The 20,567-nt window shown below is 67.9% G+C and carries 15 protein-coding genes; 6 read left to right on the forward strand and 9 right to left on the reverse strand.

The window, feature by feature from the left end; translation table 11 throughout:
• The first annotated feature begins 9 nt into the window (after positions 1 to 9).
• Positions 10 to 3,153 (forward strand): efflux RND transporter permease subunit, encoded by a 3,144-nt coding sequence (locus DM194_RS26375; RefSeq protein ID WP_111070598.1) that lies wholly within the window; start codon positions 10 to 12, stop codon positions 3,151 to 3,153.
• A gap of 134 nt (positions 3,154 to 3,287) precedes the next feature.
• Here the strand turns inward: DM194_RS26375 and DM194_RS26380 are convergent, their stop codons facing one another.
• From DM194_RS26380 to DM194_RS26390, 3 genes are all read right to left on the reverse strand, one after another.
• Entirely contained in the window at positions 3,288 to 4,307 is a 1,020-nt protein-coding gene (locus tag DM194_RS26380) for a purine-nucleoside phosphorylase (RefSeq protein ID WP_111070599.1), read from the reverse strand.
• A 148-nt stretch (positions 4,308 to 4,455) separates the two neighbouring features.
• The gene (locus DM194_RS26385; RefSeq protein ID WP_111070600.1) at positions 4,456 to 5,976 is read right to left on the reverse strand and encodes a ribonuclease J; all 1,521 of its coding nucleotides are present in this window, start codon (positions 5,974 to 5,976) and stop codon (positions 4,456 to 4,458) included.
• A 343-nt stretch (positions 5,977 to 6,319) separates the two neighbouring features.
• Positions 6,320 to 6,718 (reverse strand): RidA family protein, encoded by a 399-nt coding sequence (locus DM194_RS26390; RefSeq protein ID WP_111070601.1) that lies wholly within the window; start codon positions 6,716 to 6,718, stop codon positions 6,320 to 6,322.
• Positions 6,719 to 6,863: 145 nt separating this feature from the next.
• Between DM194_RS26390 and DM194_RS26395 the strand changes: the two genes are divergently transcribed.
• Positions 6,864 to 7,481, forward strand: a complete 618-nt coding sequence (locus DM194_RS26395; protein WP_425457338.1) for a TetR/AcrR family transcriptional regulator — start codon at positions 6,864 to 6,866, stop codon at positions 7,479 to 7,481.
• A 57-nt stretch (positions 7,482 to 7,538) separates the two neighbouring features.
• Here DM194_RS26395 and DM194_RS26400 read toward each other — a convergent pair whose 3' ends face one another.
• The 6 genes from DM194_RS26400 to DM194_RS26425 all read right to left on the reverse strand — a co-directional run bounded on the left by DM194_RS26400 (position 7,539) and on the right by DM194_RS26425 (position 15,569).
• The gene (locus DM194_RS26400; RefSeq protein WP_111070603.1) at positions 7,539 to 9,365 is read right to left on the reverse strand and encodes an IlvD/Edd family dehydratase; all 1,827 of its coding nucleotides are present in this window, start codon (positions 9,363 to 9,365) and stop codon (positions 7,539 to 7,541) included.
• 77 nt (positions 9,366 to 9,442) lie between these two features.
• Positions 9,443 to 10,396 carry a Gfo/Idh/MocA family protein gene (locus DM194_RS26405; RefSeq protein ID WP_111070604.1) on the reverse strand — a complete coding sequence of 318 codons (954 nt, stop codon included), beginning with the start codon at positions 10,394 to 10,396 and terminating at the stop codon, positions 9,443 to 9,445.
• A 26-nt stretch (positions 10,397 to 10,422) separates the two neighbouring features.
• The gene (gene mmsB / locus DM194_RS26410; RefSeq protein WP_111070605.1) at positions 10,423 to 11,622 is read right to left on the reverse strand and encodes a multiple monosaccharide ABC transporter permease; all 1,200 of its coding nucleotides are present in this window, start codon (positions 11,620 to 11,622) and stop codon (positions 10,423 to 10,425) included.
• Positions 11,619 to 13,259, reverse strand: coding sequence for a multiple monosaccharide ABC transporter ATP-binding protein (gene mmsA, locus DM194_RS26415; protein WP_111070606.1), 1,641 nt, complete (start codon positions 13,257 to 13,259; stop codon positions 11,619 to 11,621). Before mmsA ends, mmsB begins: the two co-directional genes overlap by 4 nt.
• Before the next feature lie 84 nt (positions 13,260 to 13,343).
• Complete coding sequence (chvE, locus tag DM194_RS26420) at positions 13,344 to 14,435, reverse strand: multiple monosaccharide ABC transporter substrate-binding protein (protein ID WP_111070607.1); 1,092 nt, start codon at positions 14,433 to 14,435, stop codon at positions 13,344 to 13,346.
• Between the two features lie 120 nt (positions 14,436 to 14,555).
• Positions 14,556 to 15,569, reverse strand: a complete 1,014-nt coding sequence (locus DM194_RS26425) for a LysR family transcriptional regulator (protein ID WP_111070608.1) — start codon at positions 15,567 to 15,569, stop codon at positions 14,556 to 14,558.
• 198 nt (positions 15,570 to 15,767) lie between these two features.
• Here DM194_RS26425 and DM194_RS26430 point away from each other — a divergent pair, with 198 nt between their 5' ends.
• The 4 genes from DM194_RS26430 (at position 15,768) to ytfQ (ending at position 20,513) form a co-directional block, all read left to right on the forward strand.
• Positions 15,768 to 16,649 carry an SMP-30/gluconolactonase/LRE family protein gene (locus DM194_RS26430; RefSeq protein ID WP_111070609.1) on the forward strand — a complete coding sequence of 294 codons (882 nt, stop codon included), beginning with the start codon at positions 15,768 to 15,770 and terminating at the stop codon, positions 16,647 to 16,649.
• 35 nt (positions 16,650 to 16,684) lie between these two features.
• Entirely contained in the window at positions 16,685 to 17,611 is a 927-nt protein-coding gene (locus tag DM194_RS26435; RefSeq protein WP_111070654.1) for a dihydrodipicolinate synthase family protein, read from the forward strand.
• Positions 17,612 to 17,660: 49 nt separating this feature from the next.
• Complete coding sequence (locus DM194_RS26440; RefSeq protein ID WP_111070610.1) at positions 17,661 to 19,241, forward strand: aldehyde dehydrogenase (NADP(+)); 1,581 nt, start codon at positions 17,661 to 17,663, stop codon at positions 19,239 to 19,241.
• Positions 19,242 to 19,544: 303 nt separating this feature from the next.
• A complete protein-coding gene (gene ytfQ, locus DM194_RS26445; RefSeq protein WP_111070611.1) occupies positions 19,545 to 20,513 on the forward strand; it encodes a galactofuranose ABC transporter, galactofuranose-binding protein YtfQ in 969 nt (322 codons plus the stop codon).
• The last annotated feature ends 54 nt before the right edge of the window (positions 20,514 to 20,567 follow it).

Below are 20,567 nucleotides of genomic sequence, written 5' to 3' on the forward strand. Positions count from 1 at the left end.
ACCGCTCCCATGTCAAAATTCTTCATCGACCGGCCGGTCTTCGCCTGGGTCATCGCCATCGTCATCATGATGGCCGGCGCCCTGGCGATCCTGCGCCTGCCCGTCGAGCAATATCCGAAGATCGCGCCGCCGACGGTATCGATCTCCGCCAGCTATCCCGGCGCCTCGGCCAAGACGCTGGAGGACACGGTCACGCAGGTCATCGAACAGAAGATGACCGGGCTCGACCATTTCCGCTACATGTCCTCCAACAGTGACTCCTCCGGCAACGTGACCATCACGCTGACCTTCGAGCCGGAGGCTAACCCCGACATCGCCCAGGTCCAGGTGCAGAACAAGCTGCAGCTGGCGGTTCCCCTGCTGCCGCAGGAGGTCCAGCAGCGCGGCCTGCAGGTGTCGAAGGCGGGCAACGACTTCCTGATGGTGGTGGGCTTCGTGTCGAGCGACGGCCGCCTGAGTCAGGGCGAGATCTCCGACTACGTCACCTCCAACCTCCAGGATACGCTGAGCCGTGTCGAAGGCGTGGGCGACGTCACCGTCTTCGGCCCGCAGAACGCCATGCGCATCTGGCTCGACCCCGATGCGCTGAACAACTTCGCGCTGACCACCACCGACGTCTCCAACGCCATCAAGACCCAGAACGCACAGGTCTCCGCCGGCCAGCTCGGCGGCGCCCCGGCGGTTCCGGGCCAGCAGATCAACGCCACCATCACCGCCCAGTCGCGCCTGCAGACGCCCGAACAGTTCGGCGCCATCCTGCTGCGCGTGAACCCCGACGGCTCCCAGGTGCGGCTGCGCGACGTGGCGCGGATCGAGATCGGCTCCGAGACCTACGAGATCAGCGCCGCCTACAACGGCAATCCGGCGGCGGGCGTCGGCATCAAGCTGGCGACCGGCGCCAACGCGCTGGACACCGCCGCCGCGGTCAAGGCGCGCGTGGCGGAACTGCAGCCCTTCTTCCCGGCGGGCATCGAGGTCATCTACCCCTACGACACGACGCCCTTCGTCAAGCTGTCGATCGATGGAGTCATCAAGACGCTGTTCGAGGCCATCGTCCTCGTCTTCGTCGTGATGTACCTGTTCCTGCAGAATTTCCGCGCGACGCTGATCCCGACCATCGCCGTTCCGGTGGTGCTGCTCGGCACCTTCGGCGTGATGTCCGCCTTCGGCTTCTCGGTCAACGTGCTGACGATGTTCGGCATGGTGCTGGCGATCGGCCTGCTGGTCGACGACGCCATCGTCGTGGTCGAGAACGTCGAGCGCGTGATGAGCGAGGAGGGGCTGCCCCCGCGCGAGGCGACGCGCAAGTCGATGGACCAGATCACCGGCGCGCTGATCGGCATCGCGCTGGTGCTGTCGGCCGTGTTCGTGCCGATGGCCTTCTTCGGCGGGTCGGCCGGCGCCATCTACCGCCAGTTCGCGCTGACCATCGTATCGGCGATGGCGCTGTCGGTGGTGGTCGCGCTGGTTCTGACCCCGGCGCTCTGCGCCACCATGCTGAAGCAGGTTCCGGCCGGCCATGGGCATGCCCGCAAGGGCTTCTTCGGCCTGTTCAACCGCGGCTTCGACGCCAGCAGCCGGGTCTACGTCCGCGGCGTGCGGGGGGCGGTGAACCGGCTGGGCCGCTATTTCGTCGCCTATCTGCTGATCCTCGGCGGGCTGGGCTACCTGTTCCTGCAGATGCCGTCCTCCTTCCTGCCGACGGAGGACCGCGGCCAGCTGTTCGTGCTGTGGTCGGCCCCGCCGAACGCCAGCGCCGAGCGCACGGCCGAGACCGCCAAGGCCGTCACCAGCTATTTCCTGGAAAAGGAGAAGGACAGCGTCGAGGGCCTGTTCACCATTGTCGGCTTCAACTTCTCCGGCCGCGGCCAGAATGCCGGCATGGCCTTCGTCCGGCTGAAGGACTGGAGCGAGCGCGAATCCCCGGCGCTGAAGCCGCAGGCCATCGCCGGGCGGGCGATGGGGGCGCTGTCGCAGCTGAAGGATGCGGTGGTCTTCGCCTTCCTGCCGCCGTCGGTCCCCGGCCTCGGCAACGCCACCGGCTTCGACCTGCAGCTGGTCGATCGCGGCGGGCTGGGCCATGACCGGCTGATGCAGGCGCGCAACCAGCTGCTGGGCATGGCGGCGCAGAATCCGAAGCTGGTCGGCGTCCGCCCCAACGGCCTGGAGGACACGCCGCAGTTCAAGCTGGACATCGACCGCGAGAAGGCGAGCGCGCTCGGGCTTTCGCTCAGCGACATCAACACGACGCTGTCGGTGGCCTGGGGCTCGTCCTACGTCAACGACTTCATCGACCAGGGCCGCGTGAAGAAGGTCTATCTGCAGGCCGACGCGCCCTACCGCATGCAGCCGAGCGACATCGACCGCTGGTACGTGCGCAACTCCAGCAACCAGATGGTCCCCTTCTCCGCCTTCACGACGGCGCAGTGGGTCTACGGCTCGCCCAAGCTGGAGCGCTATAACGGCTCCTCCTCGCTGAACATCCAGGGATCGGCCGCACCGGGCATCAGTTCGGGCGAGGCGATGGCCGAGATGGAAGCGATGATGCAGAAGCTGCCGCCGGGCATCGGCTACGAGTGGACCGGCCTGTCCTTCGAGGAGCGGCTCAGCGGCTCGCAGGCCCCGGTGCTCTATGCTCTGTCGATGCTCATCGTCTTCCTCTGTCTGGCGGCGCTTTACGAGAGCTGGTCGGTGCCGGCCTCGGTGATCCTGGTGGTGCCGCTGGGCGTCATCGGCGCGGTCATCGCGGCGACGCTGCGCGGCCTGCCGAGCGACGTCTATTTCCAGGTCGGCCTGCTGACCACCATCGGACTGTCGGCGAAGAACGCCATCCTGATCGTGGAGTTCGCCAAGTCGCTCTACGACCAGGGCATGGATCTGAAGGAGGCGACGATCGAGGCCTGCCGCCAGCGTCTGCGGCCGATCATCATGACCTCGCTGGCCTTCGTCCTCGGCGTGCTGCCGCTGGCGATCGCAACCGGCGCCGGGTCGGAGAGCCAGAACGCCATCGGCGTCGGCGTGATGGGCGGCATGATCTCCGCCACCGTGCTGGCGATCCTGTTCGTGCCGGTTTTCTTCGTCGGGGTATACCGCCTGTTCGTCCGCCGGCGCCCCGGCCAGGATGCCGTACCGCAGCATGCTGCGGGTGACTGAACGGGCCAGCTCCCGCCGTTGAAACGGAAAAGCGCCGGGTCCCTCGCGGGCCCGGCGCTTTTTTCTTGCCCGGTGGATTTTCTTGCCCGGCGGAATGGAACGCCGGAATGGACGCGGTCTCTACGCCTGCGCCTTTATTGGGCCGGCAGCGCCGGAACGCCGTCCTTCCACTGGTCCCAGTGGCCGACGATGTGGTCGACCAGGCGGGAGCCGACCAGTTCCACATTCTCCACCGTCTCGGCGAAGCCGCCGGCCGTTTCGCCGGGCTTCGGGTCGAGATGCTGCAGGGTGGTCTCGTTCGGGTTGCCTTGGTCGAAATTGACGGCGCCGCGCAGGCTCATCACCCGGTCGGAGCCCTGCAGCCGCTTGATCACCAGCGTGATCGCCGCCGCTTCCATCTCGGTGATGACATAGTCGTCGGCGCCATAGAGCTTGGCGATGTACTGCGCCTGTTCCGACATGCCGGGGCCGTGGAAGAAGGTGTCGCCGGTCATGTGCGTGCCGGTGCCCACGAAAGGAGCACGTTGCGCGGCTTCCTGCGGATAGCGCTTGCGATAGGCACGGGCGGACTCGCTGTCCTTCAACGGCGTGTCGGCGGTCAGCCGCATCGCCCAGGAGACCAGCGCCGGGTTCATCGGGAACAGGCGCACCGCTTCATAGCCCTTGCGCGGCATGAAGGTCGGCTCGCCCGGCTTGCCTTCCTCCGGCGCCCAGCGATGGCCCAGGTCGTAATCGACCACCCAGGTCGCCCAGCTCACCTTGCCGATGGTGCCGCGCGACGGCGGGGTGCCGGCCACGCCGGTGACCAGGAAATAGGCTTGCGACAGGTCGAGCTGCGGGTTCAGCAGGATCGCCTGCATCGAGGCGGAGGAACTGACCTTGCCCATGCCCAGGACCGACCCGCACACGCCGTCGGCGTTGCAGTAGACCGGGTTCAGGGCGCCCTTCACCGTGATCGGTTCGGCGGTCCGCCAATAGCGCTCGTACCAGTGCTGGAACTCGCCCGCCCGGTCGCCGGTGTTCTTGCCGATCTCGAACATCGACCCGACGAACACCTTGACCTTGACCGGCTCCGCGGCCTGGAGGGACCCGTTCAGCCCGAACAGGAGCAGGGCCGACAGGGCGGCGCTGCGGCAGCAGGAGAACAACAACATCGAACTTACACTCCGTGGGGCATCAGATGCGCGGGTGTATGCAATGACTGAGCCATGCCCGCCGGCTTCCATTCGCATGGAAATGAAAAACGCCCCGCACCGGGGGCGCAGGGCGTTCTTTCGATCCGGATGGGCGTTCAGGCCGTGTTCAGGCCGCGACGCGCTCTTCCTCCGCGTCCACCGTCACCGCCACCGGCGGGATCCAGGGGATCAACTCCCGGCCGGTGTTGGCGAGGCGCTTGGGCTCGATGCGGCCGATCACGCGGGTGCCTTCCCTCGCGATGCGCAGGATGTCGCCATCCTCCGGCACCAGGGCGCGCTCGACGCCGCAGGCGCGGGCGAGGCGGGCGTGGGCTTCCATATGCTCGATGGTGCCATGGACCGGCACGGCGAAGCGGGGACGGACCAGCCCGTACATGCGCGCGAGGTCGTCGCGCTTCGGGTGGCCGGAGACATGGACCGGCGCATCGGCCGGGGTGACGATCTCGACACCCATGCCGCGCAGATGCTCGTGGATCTCGGCCAGAACCTCCTCGTTGCCGGGGATGGCGCGGGCGGAGAAGATGACGGTGTCGCCCTCTTCCAGCCAGAGGTCGCGGTGCTCGTTGCGGGCCAGCCGGCTGAGCGCCGCCCGTTCCTCGCCCTGGCTGCCGGTGCAGAGGAACACGAGGTTCTCGCGCGGGGTCCAGGAGGCTTCGCGGACATCCATGAAGTCCGGCACATGATCGAGATAGCCGCAGGCCTGCGCCGCCTTTTCCATGCGCAGCATGGACCGGCCGACCAGCACCACCTTGCGCCCGACCGCCGCCGCCGCTTCCGCCACCGCGGTCATGCGGGCGACGTTGGAGGCGAAGCCGGTCACCGCGATGGCGCCCGAACGGTTGGCGAAGGCCGCGATCAGGCCGGCGCGGGCGTCGGCTTCCGATCCGGTGGAGCCGGGAACGTCGGCGTTGGTGCTGTCGCACATCATGGCGAGCAGCCCCTCGTCGCCCAGGCGCTCCAGCGCGGCGACGTCGGTGGTCCGGCCGATCAGCGGATCGGGATCGAACTTCCAGTCGCCGGTGTGCAGCACCGTGCCGGCCGCCGTGCGGATCGCCAGCGACATCGGTTCGGGGATCGAATGGGTGACGGCGATGGTCTCGATCCGGAAGGGACCGATGGTCAGCGTGTCGCCGATGTCGAAGGTCTGCACCTTGGCGGCGCGGTGCGCGCCCTTTTCCTTCAGCCGGTCGCGGATGATGTGCGAGGCGAAGGGGCTGGCATAGATCGGGCAGCGCAGGCGCGGCCACAGATGGTGGATCGCGCCGATATGGTCTTCGTGCGCGTGGGTCACCACCAGCCCGACGACGTCCTGCATCCGCTCCTCGATGAAGGTCGGATCGGCCATCAGGCTGTCGATGCCCGGCGCCTCGTCGCCCATGAAGGCGACGCCGGCGTCCACGATCAGCCATTTGCCGGCATGACCGTAGAGCGCCATGTTCATGCCGATGCGGGAACAGCCGCCCAGCGGAAGGAACAGGATCTCGTCCTTGCCCGGAACCGGGCCGGTGGAGCCGCCGCCATGGACCGTGTTGGCCGCCGGGCGGGAGCCGTCGAAGTCGTCACGCGGACGCTGGTTGCGTGCGCGGTTGCTCGGCGCCGTCCGGCGCCGCCTTGAATCAAACGTCATGCCTCTGTCGTACGTCTCACTTAGGCCGGCATTCGACGCTGCCGGACGGGCGTGCATCGCTCGTCGATGCGGATCTCGGTGTGGAGGGGACCCGGCCGGAGGCGCCATGCGGCGGCCATCGGACGACTGGGATCGGGGGGATGGGAGGATGGCTCGGACAGTCTGTCGTCCGCGCCTGGAGAATTCGTAAGTGTTTATGTGGGTAAACCGCTGTGCGCGTCAAGGCCGGTCGTGAAAAGTCACCCGAATTGAGAAGCATCGCAGGGATGCGCTAAACGGACGAACCGCTTCCGGGACGTGACGCCTGGAGGCGGTTCGTCTGCGAAAAGGGACCGCCGTCCGCTCAGGCGGCTTCGGGAATACGGGCGACGACCTTGATCTCGAAATCGAAGCCGGCCAGCCAGTTGACACCCACCGCCGTCCAGTTGGGATAGGGCGGCGCGCCGATGATCCTGTCACGCACGGCCATGATGGTTTCGAACTGGTTGGCCGGGTCGGTGTGGAAGGTGGTGACGTCCACGACGTCGTCGAAGGTGCAGCCGGCGGCCTTGAGGACGGATTTGAGGTTGTCGAATGCCTGCTGCACCTGCTTCTCGAAGTCGGGTTCCGGCGAACCGTCCGCGCGGCTGCCGACCTGCCCGGAGACGAACAGAAGGTCGCCTGAGCGGATCGCCGCGGAGTAGCGGTGCTTCTCATAAAGCGCGTGCCGGCTTTCCGGAACGATGGCCTGACGTTGAGCCATGGCTTCTTCTCCTGGCTGAAAAGTGATCGGTCGTTGGCCGGGTCGCCCCGCATCCGGCTTCACTGTTGCGGCGCGATTTGATATACGACCCGTATGCGAATGACAGCACACATACGTCTCGTATGTCAACTCACATACAATGCGTATGTCAGGAGGAATCGCCGTGGCCGGAAAGAAACGCGCCGAGATGATGGAGGAAACCCGCGCCAAGCTGATCGGCTCCGCGCGCAAGGCCTTCGCGGAGAAGGGCTATGCCGCCGCCTCGATGGATGAGCTGACGGCGGAGGCCGGGCTGACGCGCGGGGCGCTCTATCACAATTTCGGCGACAAGCGCGGGCTGCTGCAGGCGGTGGTCGACCAGATCGACGGAGAGATGGCGGCGCGCGCGCGCGCGGCGGCCAGCCGGGCCGCCAATGACTGGGAAGGCCTGCTGGCGGAGGGGGTCGCCTATATCGAGATGGCGCTGGAACCCGAGGTCCAGCGCATCGTGCTGCTCGACGGACCCGCCTTTCTCGGCGATCCGTCGCAATGGCCCAGTCAGAACAACTGCCTTCAGGCGACCCTGGAGACGGTGAAGAGGCTGATCGGGCAAGGCATCGTCAAGCCGGTGGATGCCGAAGCGGCTGCCCGGCTTTTGAACGGAGCGGCGCTGAACGCCGCGCTTTGGGTCGCGGCCAGCGACCGGCCGCAGGAGGTTCTGGCGAAGGCGGTCGAGGCGTTCCGCGTCCTGGCCGGGGGGCTGCTGGTCACTCCCGGCCGCTGACCGGCGTCAGGGCCGGAAGCCCGCGACGCTGCCGCGGGCACTCCGGCATTACAGCGGTCAGTGGTTGTCGCGCGGGATCCCCATTGTCTGCGCCACGCGCTGGTACTTGACCGCCGGCTTCAGGACCATGCCCTCGTCCAGCTGGTCGACGATGCCGCGCTGGATCTCCTGCCACGGGGTCTGCGACGGCGGGGCGGGGTAGCCGCCGGCCGCCTCCAGCGTGGCCTTGCGGTCGGCCAATTCGCCTTCGGAGATCAGGATGTCGGCGCTGCCGCGGCGCAGGTCGATGCGCACGCGGTCGCCGCTGCGCAGCAGGGCGAGGTTGCCGCCGGCCGCCGCCTCCGGCGAGGCGTTGAGGATGGAGGGCGAACCCGACGTGCCGGACTGCCGCCCGTCGCCGATGCAGGGCAGGGAATGGACGCCCTGCTTGATCAGCTCGGCGGGGGGCCGCATGTTCACCACCTCCGCCGCGCCCGGATAGCCGATGGGGCCGGCGCCGCGGATGACCAGGATGGTGTAGGCGTCGATGCCCAGCGACGGATCGTCGATCCGGTGATGGTAGTCCTCCGGGCCGTCGAAGACGACGACCTTGCCCTCGAACGCCTCGGGATCCTCGGGGTTGGACAGGTAGCGCTCGCGGAACTCGTCGGAGATGACGCTGGTCTTCATGATGGCGGCGTCGAACAGGCTGCCGCGCAGCACGACGAAGCCGGCGTTGATCTTCAGCGGGTCGTCGATCGGGTGGATGACGCGGGTGTCGAGGATCTCGGCGTTGCGGCAGTTTTCGCCGATGGTCCGGCCGTTGACGTTGGGCGCGTCCTCGCGGATCAGGCCCTGGCGCATCAGCTGCGACACCACCGCCGGCACGCCGCCGGCGCGGTGGAAGTCCTCGCCCAGATACTCTCCGGCCGGCTGGAGGTTGACCAGCAGCGGCACGCCCAGCCCGTGGGTCTGCCAGTCGTCCACCGTCAGCGGCACGCCGATGTGCTTGGCGATGGCGTTGATGTGGATCGGCGCGTTGGTCGAGCCGCCGATGGCGGAATTGACGACGATGGCGTTGAGGAAGGCGTCGCGGGTCAGGATGTCCGACGGCTTGACGTCCTGGCGCACCATCTCGACGATGCGCTTGCCGGTCTCGTAGGCGGCCTGCTGGCGCTCGCGGTAGGGGGCGGGAATCGCGGCGGAGCCGGGAAGCTGCATGCCCAGCACCTCCGCCAGCGAATTCATGGTCGACGCGGTGCCCATGGTGTTGCAGTAGCCGGTCGAGGGAGCCGAGGAGGCCACCAGCTCGATGAAGCCCTGATAGTCGATCTCGCCCGCCGCCATCATCTGGCGGGCCTTCCACACGATGGTGCCCGACCCGGTGCGTTCGCCGCGGAACCAGCCGTTCAGCATCGGGCCGACCGACAGGGCGATGGCCGGGATGTTGACGGTGGCCGCCGCCATCAGGCAGGCCGGCGTTGTCTTGTCGCAGCCGATGGTCAGGACCACGCCGTCCAGCGGGTAGCCGTGCAGCACCTCGACGAGGCCGAGATATGCGAGGTTGCGGTCGATGGAGGCGGTCGGCCGCTTGCCGGTTTCCTGGATCGGGTGGACGGGGAACTCGATGGCGATGCCGCCGGCGGTGCGGATGCCTTCGCGCAGGCGTTCGGCCAGCACCAGATGGTGGCGGTTGCAGGGGCTGAGGTCGGATCCGGTCTGGGCGATGCCGATGATCGGGGCGCCGGACTGCAGCTCCTCCCGCGTCAGGCCGAAATTCAGGTAGCGCTCCAGATACAGCGCCGTCATGTCGGGATTGGCGGGGTTGTCGAACCACGCGCGCGACCGCAGCCGGCGCCCGGAGTCGGAGGGGTTGGGAGGAAAAGGGGGTTTCGTATCGGACATATCGGCACCGGTTTCAGGTTGGGGCGCGGACCGGATCGGCGGCGCCGGAAGTTGGGGTGTGCGTCGCCGCGGCGGCGTTACCAGTCGAAGGCGTCGGTGCGATGCCAGCGCCCGACCATGCAGGCGTCGGCGACCAGGGACAGCGGGCGGGCGTCGACGTCGCTCGCCCCGTCGCCCATCAACCGGTGGAAGTGGCGATAGATGCGCTGGTATTCGGTGTCCGGTTCGGCCAGTACCGGCACGCCGTCCACCGCCAGGCGGGTTCCGCCATGGGTGAGATCGAGGCGCCCGCCGTCGCTTTCGATCACGATGGCCCAGGTCTGCTCGCCCTGCTGGAGGAAGTCGAAGTCGGCGGTGACGCGGCCGATGCGGGAACCGGGGGCCGCACGCATCTCTAGCGTCGCGGCGATGGGGGTGTCGCGGTTGGCCGGGACGTGCAGGTCGGCCGCGCCGACGAAGACCGGGGCCGGCAGGATGTCGGTCAGGATCGACAGGGCGTTGATGCCGGGATCGAAGACGCCGAAGCCGCCGGCCGCGAAGATCCAGTCCTGCCCCGGATGCCAGCGCCGCACATCCTCCTTCCAGGTGATGGCGACGCTGCGGATGGCGGCGTCATTGGAAATGATGTTGGCCAGCCGGCGGCGGGTTTCCTCCACCGCCGGGTTGAACTGCGAATGCCAGGCGGTGAACAGGGTGCGGCGGGCGGCCTCCGCCTCCGCCACCAGATCGTGAAGCTCCGACAGGGTGGCGGCGGGCGGCTTCTCGATCAGCACATGCTTGCCGGCGCGCAGGGCCTCCACCGTCAGGCCGTGGCGGACGGCGGGCGGGGTGCACAACGCCACGGCGTCCAGGCCGGGCAGGGCCGCCAGCATCTCCGCCTGCGAGCGGAAGGCCGGCACGCCGTCCGCGGCGCCGCCGTCCGGGCTGACCACGGCGGCGAGCTGGAACAGGCCGGTGGCGGCGATGGCCGGGATGTGCTGGTCGCGGGCGATCTTTCCCAGACCGACGAGGCCGAGGGTGGGGAGCGTCATGGCGATTGTCCGGTCGGAGGAAGGCCTCAAGCCTTGCCCTTGTTGTAGACGTCGAAGCAGACGGCGGCGAGCAGCACCAGGCCCTTGATAACTTGTTGCCAGTCGATGCCGATGCCGAGGATCGACATGCCGTTGTTCATCACGCCCATGATGAAGGCGCCGATCACCGCGCCGGTCACCCGGCCGACGCCGCCCGAGGCCGAGGCGCCGCCGATGAAGCAGGCGGCGATCACGTCCAGCTCGAACGACACGCCGGCCTTCGGCGTGGCGGTGTTGAGGCGGGCGGCGAAGATCAGACCGGCCAGCGCGGCCAGCACGCCCATGTTGACGAAGGTGTAGAAGGACAGGCGGCGGGTATCGATGCCCGACAGCTTGGCGGCCTTCTCGTTGCCGCCCAGCGCGTAGATGCGCCGGCCGATGGTGGTGTCGCGGGTGACGAAGGCGTAGAGGCCGATCAGCAGCGCCATGATGATCAGGACGTTCGGCAGCCCTTTGTAGGAGGCCAGCAGCATGCCGAGATAGGCGACGATGGCGAACAGCCCGGCGCTCTTCAGCAGGAACAGCGGCAGCGGCTCCTGTTCGATGGCGAAACGGTGGCGGCGGATGCGGGTGGCGACGCTGAGGCCGATGATGATCGCCGGCGTCAGCAGGCACAGCAGGAGCGTGGTGGTGTGGAAGCCGGCCGTGCCGAAGACGTCCGGGATGAAGCCGGAGCTGAGGCGCTGGAACTCCACCGGGAAGGGGCCGACCGACTGGCCGGCGAGCAGGACGAGGCTGAGGCCGCGGAAGACCAGCATGCCGGCCAGCGTCACGATGAAGGACGGGATGCGGAAATAGGCGACCCAATAGCCCTGCGCCGCGCCGATGGCGGCGCCGGCCAGCAGGCAGAGGATGGCGGTCGGAATGAAATGCAGGTGGAACTGCACCATCAGGATGGCGGCCAGCGCGCCGATGAAGCCGACGACGGACCCCACCGACAGGTCGATGTGCCCGGCGACGATCACCAGCAGCATGCCCAGCGCCATGATGACGATGTAGCTGTTCTGCAGGACGAGGTTGGTCAGGTTCAGCGGCTGCAGCAGCGTGCCGTTGGTCATGTATTCGAAGAAGGCCACGATCGCCAGCAGCGAGATCAGCATGCCGTAATCGCGCATGTGGCTCTTCAGGAACCTGGCCAAGGAGGCCTGGCGCGGCGGGGCGGCCGGAAGGTTCAGTTCGGCGCTCATTGCAGGGGCTCCCGGACACCGTCGTTCAAAGCGGCATCGTGCAAAGCGGCCGCCGCGACGGCGGCGCGGGCCGCCGAGGATTGGGAGGCCGACGACATGATGGCGTGCATGATCTTTTCCTGGCTGGCCTCGGCCGCCGGCATCTCGGCGACCAGCGCCCCTTCGTTCATCACGTAGATGCGGTCGGCCACGCCCAGAAGCTCCGGCAGTTCCGACGAGATCAGGATGACGCCCCGGCCTTCGGCCACCAGTTGGTTGACGATGGTGTAGATTTCATATTTGGCGCCGACGTCGATGCCGCGGGTCGGCTCGTCCAGGATCAGCACCTGCGGGTCGGCGAACAGCCATTTGCTGAGCACGACCTTCTGCTGGTTGCCGCCGGACAGGTTGACCGTCTGCTGGAACACGTCCGAACAGCGGATGCGCAGGCGGCGGCGGAAGTCGTTGGCGACCCCGATCTCGCGCTCGTGGTGGATGACGCCGCGTTTGGCGACTCCGTCCAGATTGGCCAGCGTCACGTTGTGGCGGATGTCGTCGTCCAGAACGAGGCCGTAATGCTTGCGGTCCTCGGTGGCATAGGCGAGGCCGGCGTCCATCGCCTTGCGGATGGTCGACAGATCGACCTCCCGCCCGCCGAGGAAGGCCCGCCCCCGGATGTTGCGGCCATAGGACCGGCCGAACAGGCTCATGGCGAATTCGGTGCGGCCGGCGCCCATCAGGCCGGCGATGCCCACCACCTCCCCCCGGCGGACATGCAGGTCGATGTCCTTGACCATCCGGCGGCCGGGATGGACGGGATGGTCGGCGCTCCAGCCCTTCACCTCGAATAGGATTTCTCTGGGCAGGGTTTCTCTGGGCAGGATGTCGCCGGCGTTGCCGGCGCGGCGGGGATAGCGGTCGGCGAGGTCGCGGCCGACCATGCCCTTGATGATGCGGTCCTGGCTGATCGGCGCGTCGTGGCAGTCCAGCGTCTCCACCGTGGAGCCGTCACGCAGGATGGTGACGCGGTCGGCGACCTTGGCGATCTCGTTCAGCTTGTGCGAGATCAGGATGGAGGAGATCCCCTGTTCCTTGAAGCGCAGCAGCAGGGCCAGAAGCGCGTCGCTGTCGCTTTCGTTCAGGCTGGCCGTCGGCTCGTCCAGGATCAGCAGCTTGACCTGCTTGGACAGGGCCTTGGCGATCTCCACCAGCTGCTGCTTGCCGACGCCGATGTCGGTGACCAGGGTCTCCGGCGAATCCGTCAGCCCGACCATGCGCAGGAGGTCGCGCGCCCGCGCGGTGGCCGCAATCCAGTCGATGACGCCGCGTTTCGCCTGCTCGTTGCCGAGGAACAGGTTCTCGGTGATCGACAGCAGCGGGACCAGCGCCAGTTCCTGGTGGATGATGATGATGCCCAGCTTCTCGCTGTCGGCGATGCCGCGGAAGGCGACCGGCTGGCCGCGGAAGCGGATCTCGCCGTCATAGGTCCCGTGCGGATAGACGCCGCTCAGCACCTTCATCAGCGTCGATTTGCCGGCACCGTTCTCGCCGATCAGCGCGTGGATCTCCCCCTCGCGGACCGAGAGGTTGACGTCGTCGAGCGCCTTGACGCCCGGAAACGTCTTGGTGATGCCGCGCATCTCAAGAATGCTGTCCATGGATGGCCCCCGGTCGTCCGCCTGCACGGTCCGGCGGAGCGCAGGAGGGGAGTGCCCGACGGCATCCGCCCCCGCGCCGCCCGCTCACTTGATCTGCGCTTCCTTGTAGTAGCCGCCGTCGACCAGGACCTGTTTCCAGTTCGTGGAGTCGACGCTGACCGGCTTCAGCAGATAGGAGGGAACGACCTTCTTGCCGTTGTCGTAGGTCTTGGTGTCGTTGACCTGCGGGGGGCGGCCGGCCAGCAGGTCGTCGACCATGCCGACCGTGACCTTCGCCAGTTCGCGGGTGTCCTTGAAGACGGTGGAGCGCTGCTCCCCCGCCAGGATGGACTTGACCGACGGCACTTCGGCGTCCTGGCCGGTGACGACCGGCATCGGCTGCTGCGGCGTCCCGTAGCCGACGCCCTTCAGCGACGAGATGATGCCGATGCTGAGCCCGTCATAGGGCGACAGCACGGCGTCCAGCTTCTTGTCGCCGTAATAGGCGCTCAGCAGATTGTCCATGCGGGACTGGGCGGCGGCGCCGTCCCAGCGCAGGGTGGACACCTTGTCCATGCCGACCTGGCCGCTCTGCACCTTCAGCTTGCCGCTGTCGATGTAGGGCTGCAGCACCGACATGGCGCCGTTGTAGAAGAAATAGGCGTTGTTGTCGTCGGGGGAGCCGCCGAACAGCTCGATGTTGAAGGGGCCCTTGCCCTCCTTCAGGCCGAGGGCCTTCTCGATATAGGCGGCCTGGAGCACGCCGACCTGGAAGTTGTCGAAGGTGGCGTAGTAATCGACGTTGGAGGAACCACGGATCAGGCGGTCATAGGCGATGACCTTCACGCCCTGCTCCGCCGCCTTCTGCAGCACGTCGGTCAGCGTCGTTCCGTCGATGGCGGCGATCACCAGAACCTTGTTGTTCTTGGTGACCATGTTCTCGATCTGGGCGAGCTGGTTGGGGATGTCGTCCTCGGCATATTGCAGGTCGGTCTTGTATCCCTTTTCCTGGAAATACTTGACCATGTTGTTGCCGTCGTCGATCCAGCGCGCCGACGACTTGGTCGGCATGGCGATGCCGATGGTCGGCTTGTCCTGCGCCGTCGCCGGGGCGGCTGCGGTGCCGGCGGCGATCAGCAGACCGATGGTGAGGCCGGCAAGTTTCGAACCGAAGGAAGAACGCTTGGGAGACGACATGGACCGGAATCCTCCCCGTTTCTACGGCACGCGATTCGCAGTCTCCGCTTTTCGGTTTTTGCGGACGGCGTGGTGCGCGATGGTTTGTGTCCCTAGCAATCCTCCGTTTCCCCATAACTGTCAAATATGATTATTCGCCAAACCGATATGGTTTTCGGTATCGGCGCCGGGCTCCGCCAACCGCCGCATCTTGCGTTCCGACGCCGCGCGCAGCGCCGACAGCACGGTGCGGGCTCCCGGAGACAGCGGCCGGTCCTTCAGCCAGAAGATGCCGTAGGGCTCCACGCTGAAGCGCTTGTGGAAGGGCATGATGGTGTAGCAGCCGCCGGGAGTGAACACCTGGGCGAGCGCACGGGCGAAGACGGTGATCGATTCCGTCTCCGCCACCATCGCCATCGAGATGACCGGGGAGGCGCTTTCGATCACCCTGTGCGGCGGCCGGGCGCCTTCGGCGCGGAACAGCGCCTCCACCCGGTCGCGCAGCAGCGTGCCGGCCGGCTGCAGGATCCAGGTGGCATCCGACAGGTCGGCGGAGGTCAGCGGGCGGCCGAGCTGCAGCAGCGGATTGCCCGCGCGGCAGATGAAGCACAGCTCCTCGCTGCTGATCTCCTGATACTCGAAGGCGGTGGGGTCGAAATGGCCGGGCAGGCGGCCGATGGCGAAATCCATCACCCCCTGGTGCACCCGTTCGGCCAGCACGTCGCTGGTCTCCACCGCCACGGCGATCTTCAGGTTGGGATGCTCGCGGGTCAGGCTGCTGATGACGGGCACGACGAGTTCCACCGCCGGGGCCATCACCGTGCCGACCGACACGCGGCCGCTGTGCCCGGCCAGCAGCGCGTTCAGCTCCTCTCCCGTCTCCTGCAACTCGCTGAGGATCATCCGGGCGTGGCGGATCATCAGGCTGCCGTACCAGTTCGGCTCGATCCCGCGGCCATGGCGGTCGAACAGCTCGATCCCCAGGGTTTCCTCCAGGTCGCCCAACAGCTTGGACGCCGCCGGTTGCGACATGTTCAGGCTGGCGGCGGCCCGGTGCAGGTTGCGGTGTTCGTCGAGCGCCGCGAACAGCTGGAGATGACGCAGCTTCAGCCGGGCCTTCTGGAACCAGTTCGGGGGGAAGCGTTGCGGGGTCACTGGTGTTGCCTCCGGTCGGGCGCCGCACGGCGACACGCCATGCAGGGATACGACATTTGATATCGCAAACGCCCATCTTCGTATTGGACGATTATCAAAAGGCCTCTTATCGTTTGGATCGTCAACAAATATTGAAATGGCCGCCAACGCGATTCCCGGAATGGGCGGCCAGCCGGGGCGAGGGGGGAGTGAAGCGGCATGGCGCAGGAAGCGCGTTGCGTCTGGCAGGCCCGGGCGCTGCTGGGGGAGGGGCCGCTCTGGTCCCCGCGGCAGGATGCCGTCTACTTCGTCGACATCCGCGGCTCCCGCATCCTGCGCCACTGCCTGTCCGACGGGGCGCAGGCGGGGTGGGAGCTTGACGACGCCGCCTGCTGGCTGGTGGAAAGCGCCGAAGGCGACGGCTTCGTCGCCGGCCTGCGCTCCCGCCGGGTGGTCCGGCTGATGCTGGAGCCGGGCCAGGCTGCGATCCCCGGGGAGTTGGCGCGGATCGAGCCGGACCGGCCGGGCAACCGGCTGAACGACGGCAAGGCCGATGCCCGGGGCCGGCTGTGGGTCGGCAGCATGGACGATGCGGAGGAGGCGCCGGCCGGCAGCCTCTACCGCATCGATCCCGACGGCGCCGTCACCAGGGTGGACGAGGGTTACACCGTCGCCAACGGGCCGGCGCTGTCGCCGGACGGGCGGACGATCTATCACACCGACAGCGCGGCGCGGACGGTTTATGCCTTCGACGTCGGCAGGGACGGCAGCCTGTCCGGCAAGCGTGCCCACATCCGCTTTTCCGAGGGCGACGGCTATCCCGACGGCATGACCTGCGACGCCGAGGGCGGGCTGTGGATCGCCCATTGGGACGGCGGCCGCGTCAGCCGCTTCCTCCCCGACGGCAGGCTGGACCGGGCGATTCCGCTGCCGGTGTCCCGCGTGACCTCCTGCGTCTTCGCCGGTCCCGATCTCGACCGGCTGTTCGTCACCACCGCGTCGCACGGCCGGCCGGAGGAACCGCTGGCCGGGGCGCTGTTCGAGTGCGCCCCCGGCGTCCGCGGCCTGCCGCCCGGACGGTTCGGCCCCCCGCCGCGCTGAACCCCGATCCGATTTCGAGGAAGGATTCCACCGCCATGCCGCCCAGCGCCCGCCCTTACCGCGGCGTCTTCCCCGTCGTTCCCACCATCTTCACCGAAACGGGGGAGCTGGACCTCGACGGCCAGAAGCGCTGCGTCGATTTCATGATCGATGCCGGCTCCAACGGACTTTGCATCCTCGCCAACTTCTCCGAGCAGTTCGTGCTGACCGACGACGAGCGCGCGGTGCTGATGGAGACGATGCTGGCCCATGTCGCCGGCCGGGTGCCGGTGATCGTCACCACCACCCATTTCAGCACCCGCGCCTGCGCCGAGCGCAGCCGCCGCGCCCAGGATTTGGGGGCGGCGATGGTGATGGTCATGCCGCCCTATCACGGCGCCACCATCCGCGTGCCGGAAGCCGGCATCGTCGAGTTCTTCCAGCGCGTTTCCGACGCCATCGACATTCCGATCATGATCCAGGACGCGCCGGTCAGCGGCACCCCGCTGCCGGCCCCGCTGCTGGCGCGGATGGCGCGGGAGATCGCGCAGGTCTCCTACTTCAAGATCGAGGTGCCGCAGGCGGCGGCCAAGCTGCGCACGCTGATCGAACTGGGCGGCGACGCCATCGAAGGACCGTGGGACGGCGAGGAGGCGATCACGCTGCTGGCCGACCTCGACGCCGGGGCGACGGGGGCGATGACCGGCGGCGGCTATCCCGACGGCATCCGCCAGATCGTCGATCCCTATCTGGCGGGGGACCGCGAGGCGGCGGTGGCCGCCTATGGGCGCTGGCTGCCGCTGATCAACCACGAGAACCGCCAGTGCGGCATCGCCACGGCGAAGATCCTGATGAAGGAGGGCGGCGTCATCAGGTCCGACGCCATGCGCCACCCCACGGCGAGCCCCCACCCGATGAGCCGCGCGGGGTTGCTGGACGCGGCGCGGCGGCTCGATCCGCTGGTGCTGCGCTGGGGGCGGTGAGTTCTTGGGGCAATCGACAGCCGCCCCTCGCCCAACAAGGAGACTCCACATGACCATCACCGGCGAGATGCTGATCGGCGCGCAAGCCCACCGCGGCGGCGAGGGCGAGTTCCGCGCCGTCGACCCCGCCAGCGGCGAGGCGCTGGAACCCGCCTTCGGCGGCGGCGGCGCGGCCGAGGTGGATCGCGCCTGCGTCCTGGCCCGCGCCGCCTTCGATGTCTTCCGCGAGACCGGCCTGGACCAGCGCGCAACCTTCCTGGAAACGGTCGCCCGGAACATCCTCGACATCGGCGACGACCTGATCGACCGCGCCATGGCCGAAAGCGGCCTGCCGCGTGCCCGGCTGGAGGGCGAGCGCGGCCGCACCGTCGGGCAGCTGCGCCTGTTCGCCCAGGTGGTGCGCGAGGGAGGCTGGATCGAGCCGCGCATCGACCCGGCCATGCCCGACCGCAAGCCGCTGCCCCGCCCCGACATCCGCCAGCGCCATATCCCGCTGGGTCCGGTCGCGGTGTTCGGTGCGTCGAACTTCCCACTCGCCTTCTCGGTGGCGGGCGGCGACACCGCGTCGGCCTTCGCCGCCGGCTGTCCGGTGGTGGTGAAGGGCCACGGCGCCCATCCCGGCACCTCGGAACTGGTCGGCCGCGCCATCCGGGCGGCGGTCGCCTCCTGCGGCCTGCCCGAGGGGGTGTTCTCCCTGCTGTTCGGCACCGGCAACGAGATCGGCACGGCGCTGGTCGCCGATCCGCGCATCAAGGCGGTGGGCTTCACCGGCTCGCGCCGCGGCGGGCTGGCGCTGATGGAGGTGGCGGCCCGGCGGCCGGAGCCGATCCCGGTCTATGCCGAGATGAGCAGCATCAACCCGGTCTTCCTGATGCCGGCGGCGCTGGCCTCGCGCGCCGAGGCGCTGGGCAAGGGCTTCGTCGCTTCTCTGACCATGGGGGCCGGGCAGTTCTGCACCAATCCCGGCATCCTGCTGGGCGTGGAGGGGCCGGACCTCGACCGTTTCGTCGCGGCGGCGGTGGAGGCTCTCGGCGGCAGTGCGGCGTCCACCATGCTGACGCCGGGCATCCATGCCGCCTATGATTCCGGTGTCGCCAAGCTGGCCGCCAGCGGCGCGGTGACGACGCTGGCGCGCGGCATGGCCTGCAGCGGGCCGAACCAGGCGCAGGCGGCCTTCTTCACCACCACGGCGGACGCTTTCCTGGCCGACACGGGGTTGCAGGAGGAGGTGTTCGGCGCGGCCTCGCTGCTGATCCGCTGCGGGGATGCCGCGGCGATGAAGACGGTGGCCGAACGGCTGGAAGGGCAGCTGACCGCGACGGTGCAGATGGATGCGGAGGACAAGGCCGCTGTGGCGGCGCTGATCCCGACGCTGGAGCGCAAGGCCGGCCGCATCCTGGCGAATGGCTGGCCGACGGGGGTGGAGGTCTGCCACGCGATGGTGCATGGCGGCCCCTTCCCGGCGACCTCCGATCCCCGCAGCACCTCGGTCGGCACGCTGGCGATCCGCCGTTTCCTGCGCCCGGTCTGCTATCAGGACATTCCCGCCGACCTGCTGCCGGAGGCGGTGCGCGACGGCAACCCGCTGGGGCTGTGGCGGCGGGTGGATGGCGAATTGGGACGGGAGTAGGCGAGCCTGGCCGTCCGTCGATTGCGCGCTCCCCCTCGGGTGCGTCGGCCCCGGTTTCTGCCGGACCGGGGTCACCTTGCGGCCGGGCGGCTTTCCGCTGCCCGGCCGTTCTTTCGGCCCGACATATCCTTTTCAGCATCGCATCGGTCGAGAATCGTATTGGACAGTTATGGTTCTGCCTACTTACAGTAGGTGAACCGAACAAATCGGGCCGGGCTGCGATCACGATCTTTTCAGCACCCCGTTCCGCCGCCGGCCCCCCATCCGGAAAGCACGGCAATAACACCTCAGGGAGTGAAACAGATGTCCAGGAAATGGGTGATCTCCGCCGCCTCCGCCGCTGCGGCGCTCTTCATCGGGCTTGGCGCGGTGCAGGCCGCCGACCAGAAGCTGGTGGTCGGCTTCTCGCAGATCGGATCGGAGTCGGGCTGGCGCGCCGCGGAAACCAAGACCGCCAGGTCGGAAGCGGAAAAGCGCGGCATCGACCTGAAGATCTCCGACGCCCAGCAGAAGCAGGAAAACCAGATCAAGGCCGTGCGCTCCTTCGTCGCCCAGGGGGTGGATGCGATCTTCATCGCGCCCGTGGTCGCGACCGGCTGGGATTCCGTGCTGAAGGAGGCCAAGGAGGCGAAGATCCCGGTCGTGCTGCTGGACCGCCAGATCGAGACCAAGGATCCGGGCCTCTACATGACCGCCGTCACCTCCGACACCGTGCTTGAGGGCCGGGTGGCCGGCGAATGGCTGGCCAAGCAGACCGGCGGCAAATGCGCGGTGGTGGAGTTGCAGGGCACCGTCGGCTCGTCGCCCGCCATCAACCGCAAGAAGGGCTTCGATGAGGTCGTCGCCAAGAATCCGGGGATGAAGATCATCCGCACCCAGTCCGGCGATTTCACCCGCGCCAAGGGCAAGGAGGTGATGGAGAGCTTCATCAAGGCGGAGAATGGCGGCAAGGGCATCTGCGCCGTCTACGCCCACAACGACGACATGGCGGTCGGCGCCATCCAGGCGATCAAGGAAGCCGGGCTGAAGCCGGGCAAGGACATCCTGGTCGTCTCCATCGACGGCGTGCCCGACATCTTCAAGGCGATGGCCGAAGGCGAGGCGAACGCCACGGTGGAGCTGACCCCGAACATGGCCGGCCCGGCCTTTGACGCGCTGATCGCCTTCAAGCAGGAAGGCAAGGCGCCGCCGAAGTGGATCCAGACGGAATCCGCGCTGTTCACGCCCGAAACCGCCAAGGCCGAGTATGAGCGCCGCAAGGATGCTTATTGATCGAGGTTGAGTCCCCCTCCCCGGGGAGGGAGAGGGGATTCTCCACATACTTCA

The sequence above is a fragment of the Azospirillum ramasamyi genome, from assembly GCF_003233655.1.
GTDB classification, from domain to species: Bacteria; Pseudomonadota; Alphaproteobacteria; order Azospirillales; family Azospirillaceae; genus Azospirillum; species Azospirillum ramasamyi.

Bases quoted from the DNA above. Each gene is read 5' to 3' on its own strand.
- mmsB (WP_111070605.1), bottom strand. From the start codon at position 11,622: ATGAGCGCCGAACTGAACCTTCCGGCCGCCCCGCCGCGCCAGGCCTCC.
- DM194_RS26405 (WP_111070604.1), bottom strand. From the start codon at position 10,396: ATGACGCTCCCCACCCTCGGCCTCGTCGGTCTGGGAAAGATCGCCCGC.
- DM194_RS26440 (WP_111070610.1), top strand. From the start codon at position 17,661: ATGACCATCACCGGCGAGATGCTGATCGGCGCGCAAGCCCACCGCGGC.
- DM194_RS26375 (WP_111070598.1), top strand. From the start codon at position 10: ATGTCAAAATTCTTCATCGACCGGCCGGTCTTCGCCTGGGTCATCGCC.
- DM194_RS26385 (WP_111070600.1), bottom strand. From the start codon at position 5,976: ATGACGTTTGATTCAAGGCGGCGCCGGACGGCGCCGAGCAACCGCGCA.
- mmsA (WP_111070606.1), bottom strand. From the start codon at position 13,259: ATGGACAGCATTCTTGAGATGCGCGGCATCACCAAGACGTTTCCGGGC.
- DM194_RS26380 (WP_111070599.1), bottom strand. From the start codon at position 4,307: ATGTTGTTGTTCTCCTGCTGCCGCAGCGCCGCCCTGTCGGCCCTGCTC.
- ytfQ (WP_111070611.1), top strand. From the start codon at position 19,545: ATGTCCAGGAAATGGGTGATCTCCGCCGCCTCCGCCGCTGCGGCGCTC.
- DM194_RS26435 (WP_111070654.1), top strand. From the start codon at position 16,685: ATGCCGCCCAGCGCCCGCCCTTACCGCGGCGTCTTCCCCGTCGTTCCC.
- chvE (WP_111070607.1), bottom strand. From the start codon at position 14,435: ATGTCGTCTCCCAAGCGTTCTTCCTTCGGTTCGAAACTTGCCGGCCTC.
- DM194_RS26395 (WP_425457338.1), top strand. From the start codon at position 6,864: ATGTCAGGAGGAATCGCCGTGGCCGGAAAGAAACGCGCCGAGATGATG.
- DM194_RS26400 (WP_111070603.1), bottom strand. From the start codon at position 9,365: ATGTCCGATACGAAACCCCCTTTTCCTCCCAACCCCTCCGACTCCGGG.
- DM194_RS26390 (WP_111070601.1), bottom strand. From the start codon at position 6,718: ATGGCTCAACGTCAGGCCATCGTTCCGGAAAGCCGGCACGCGCTTTAT.
- DM194_RS26430 (WP_111070609.1), top strand. From the start codon at position 15,768: ATGGCGCAGGAAGCGCGTTGCGTCTGGCAGGCCCGGGCGCTGCTGGGG.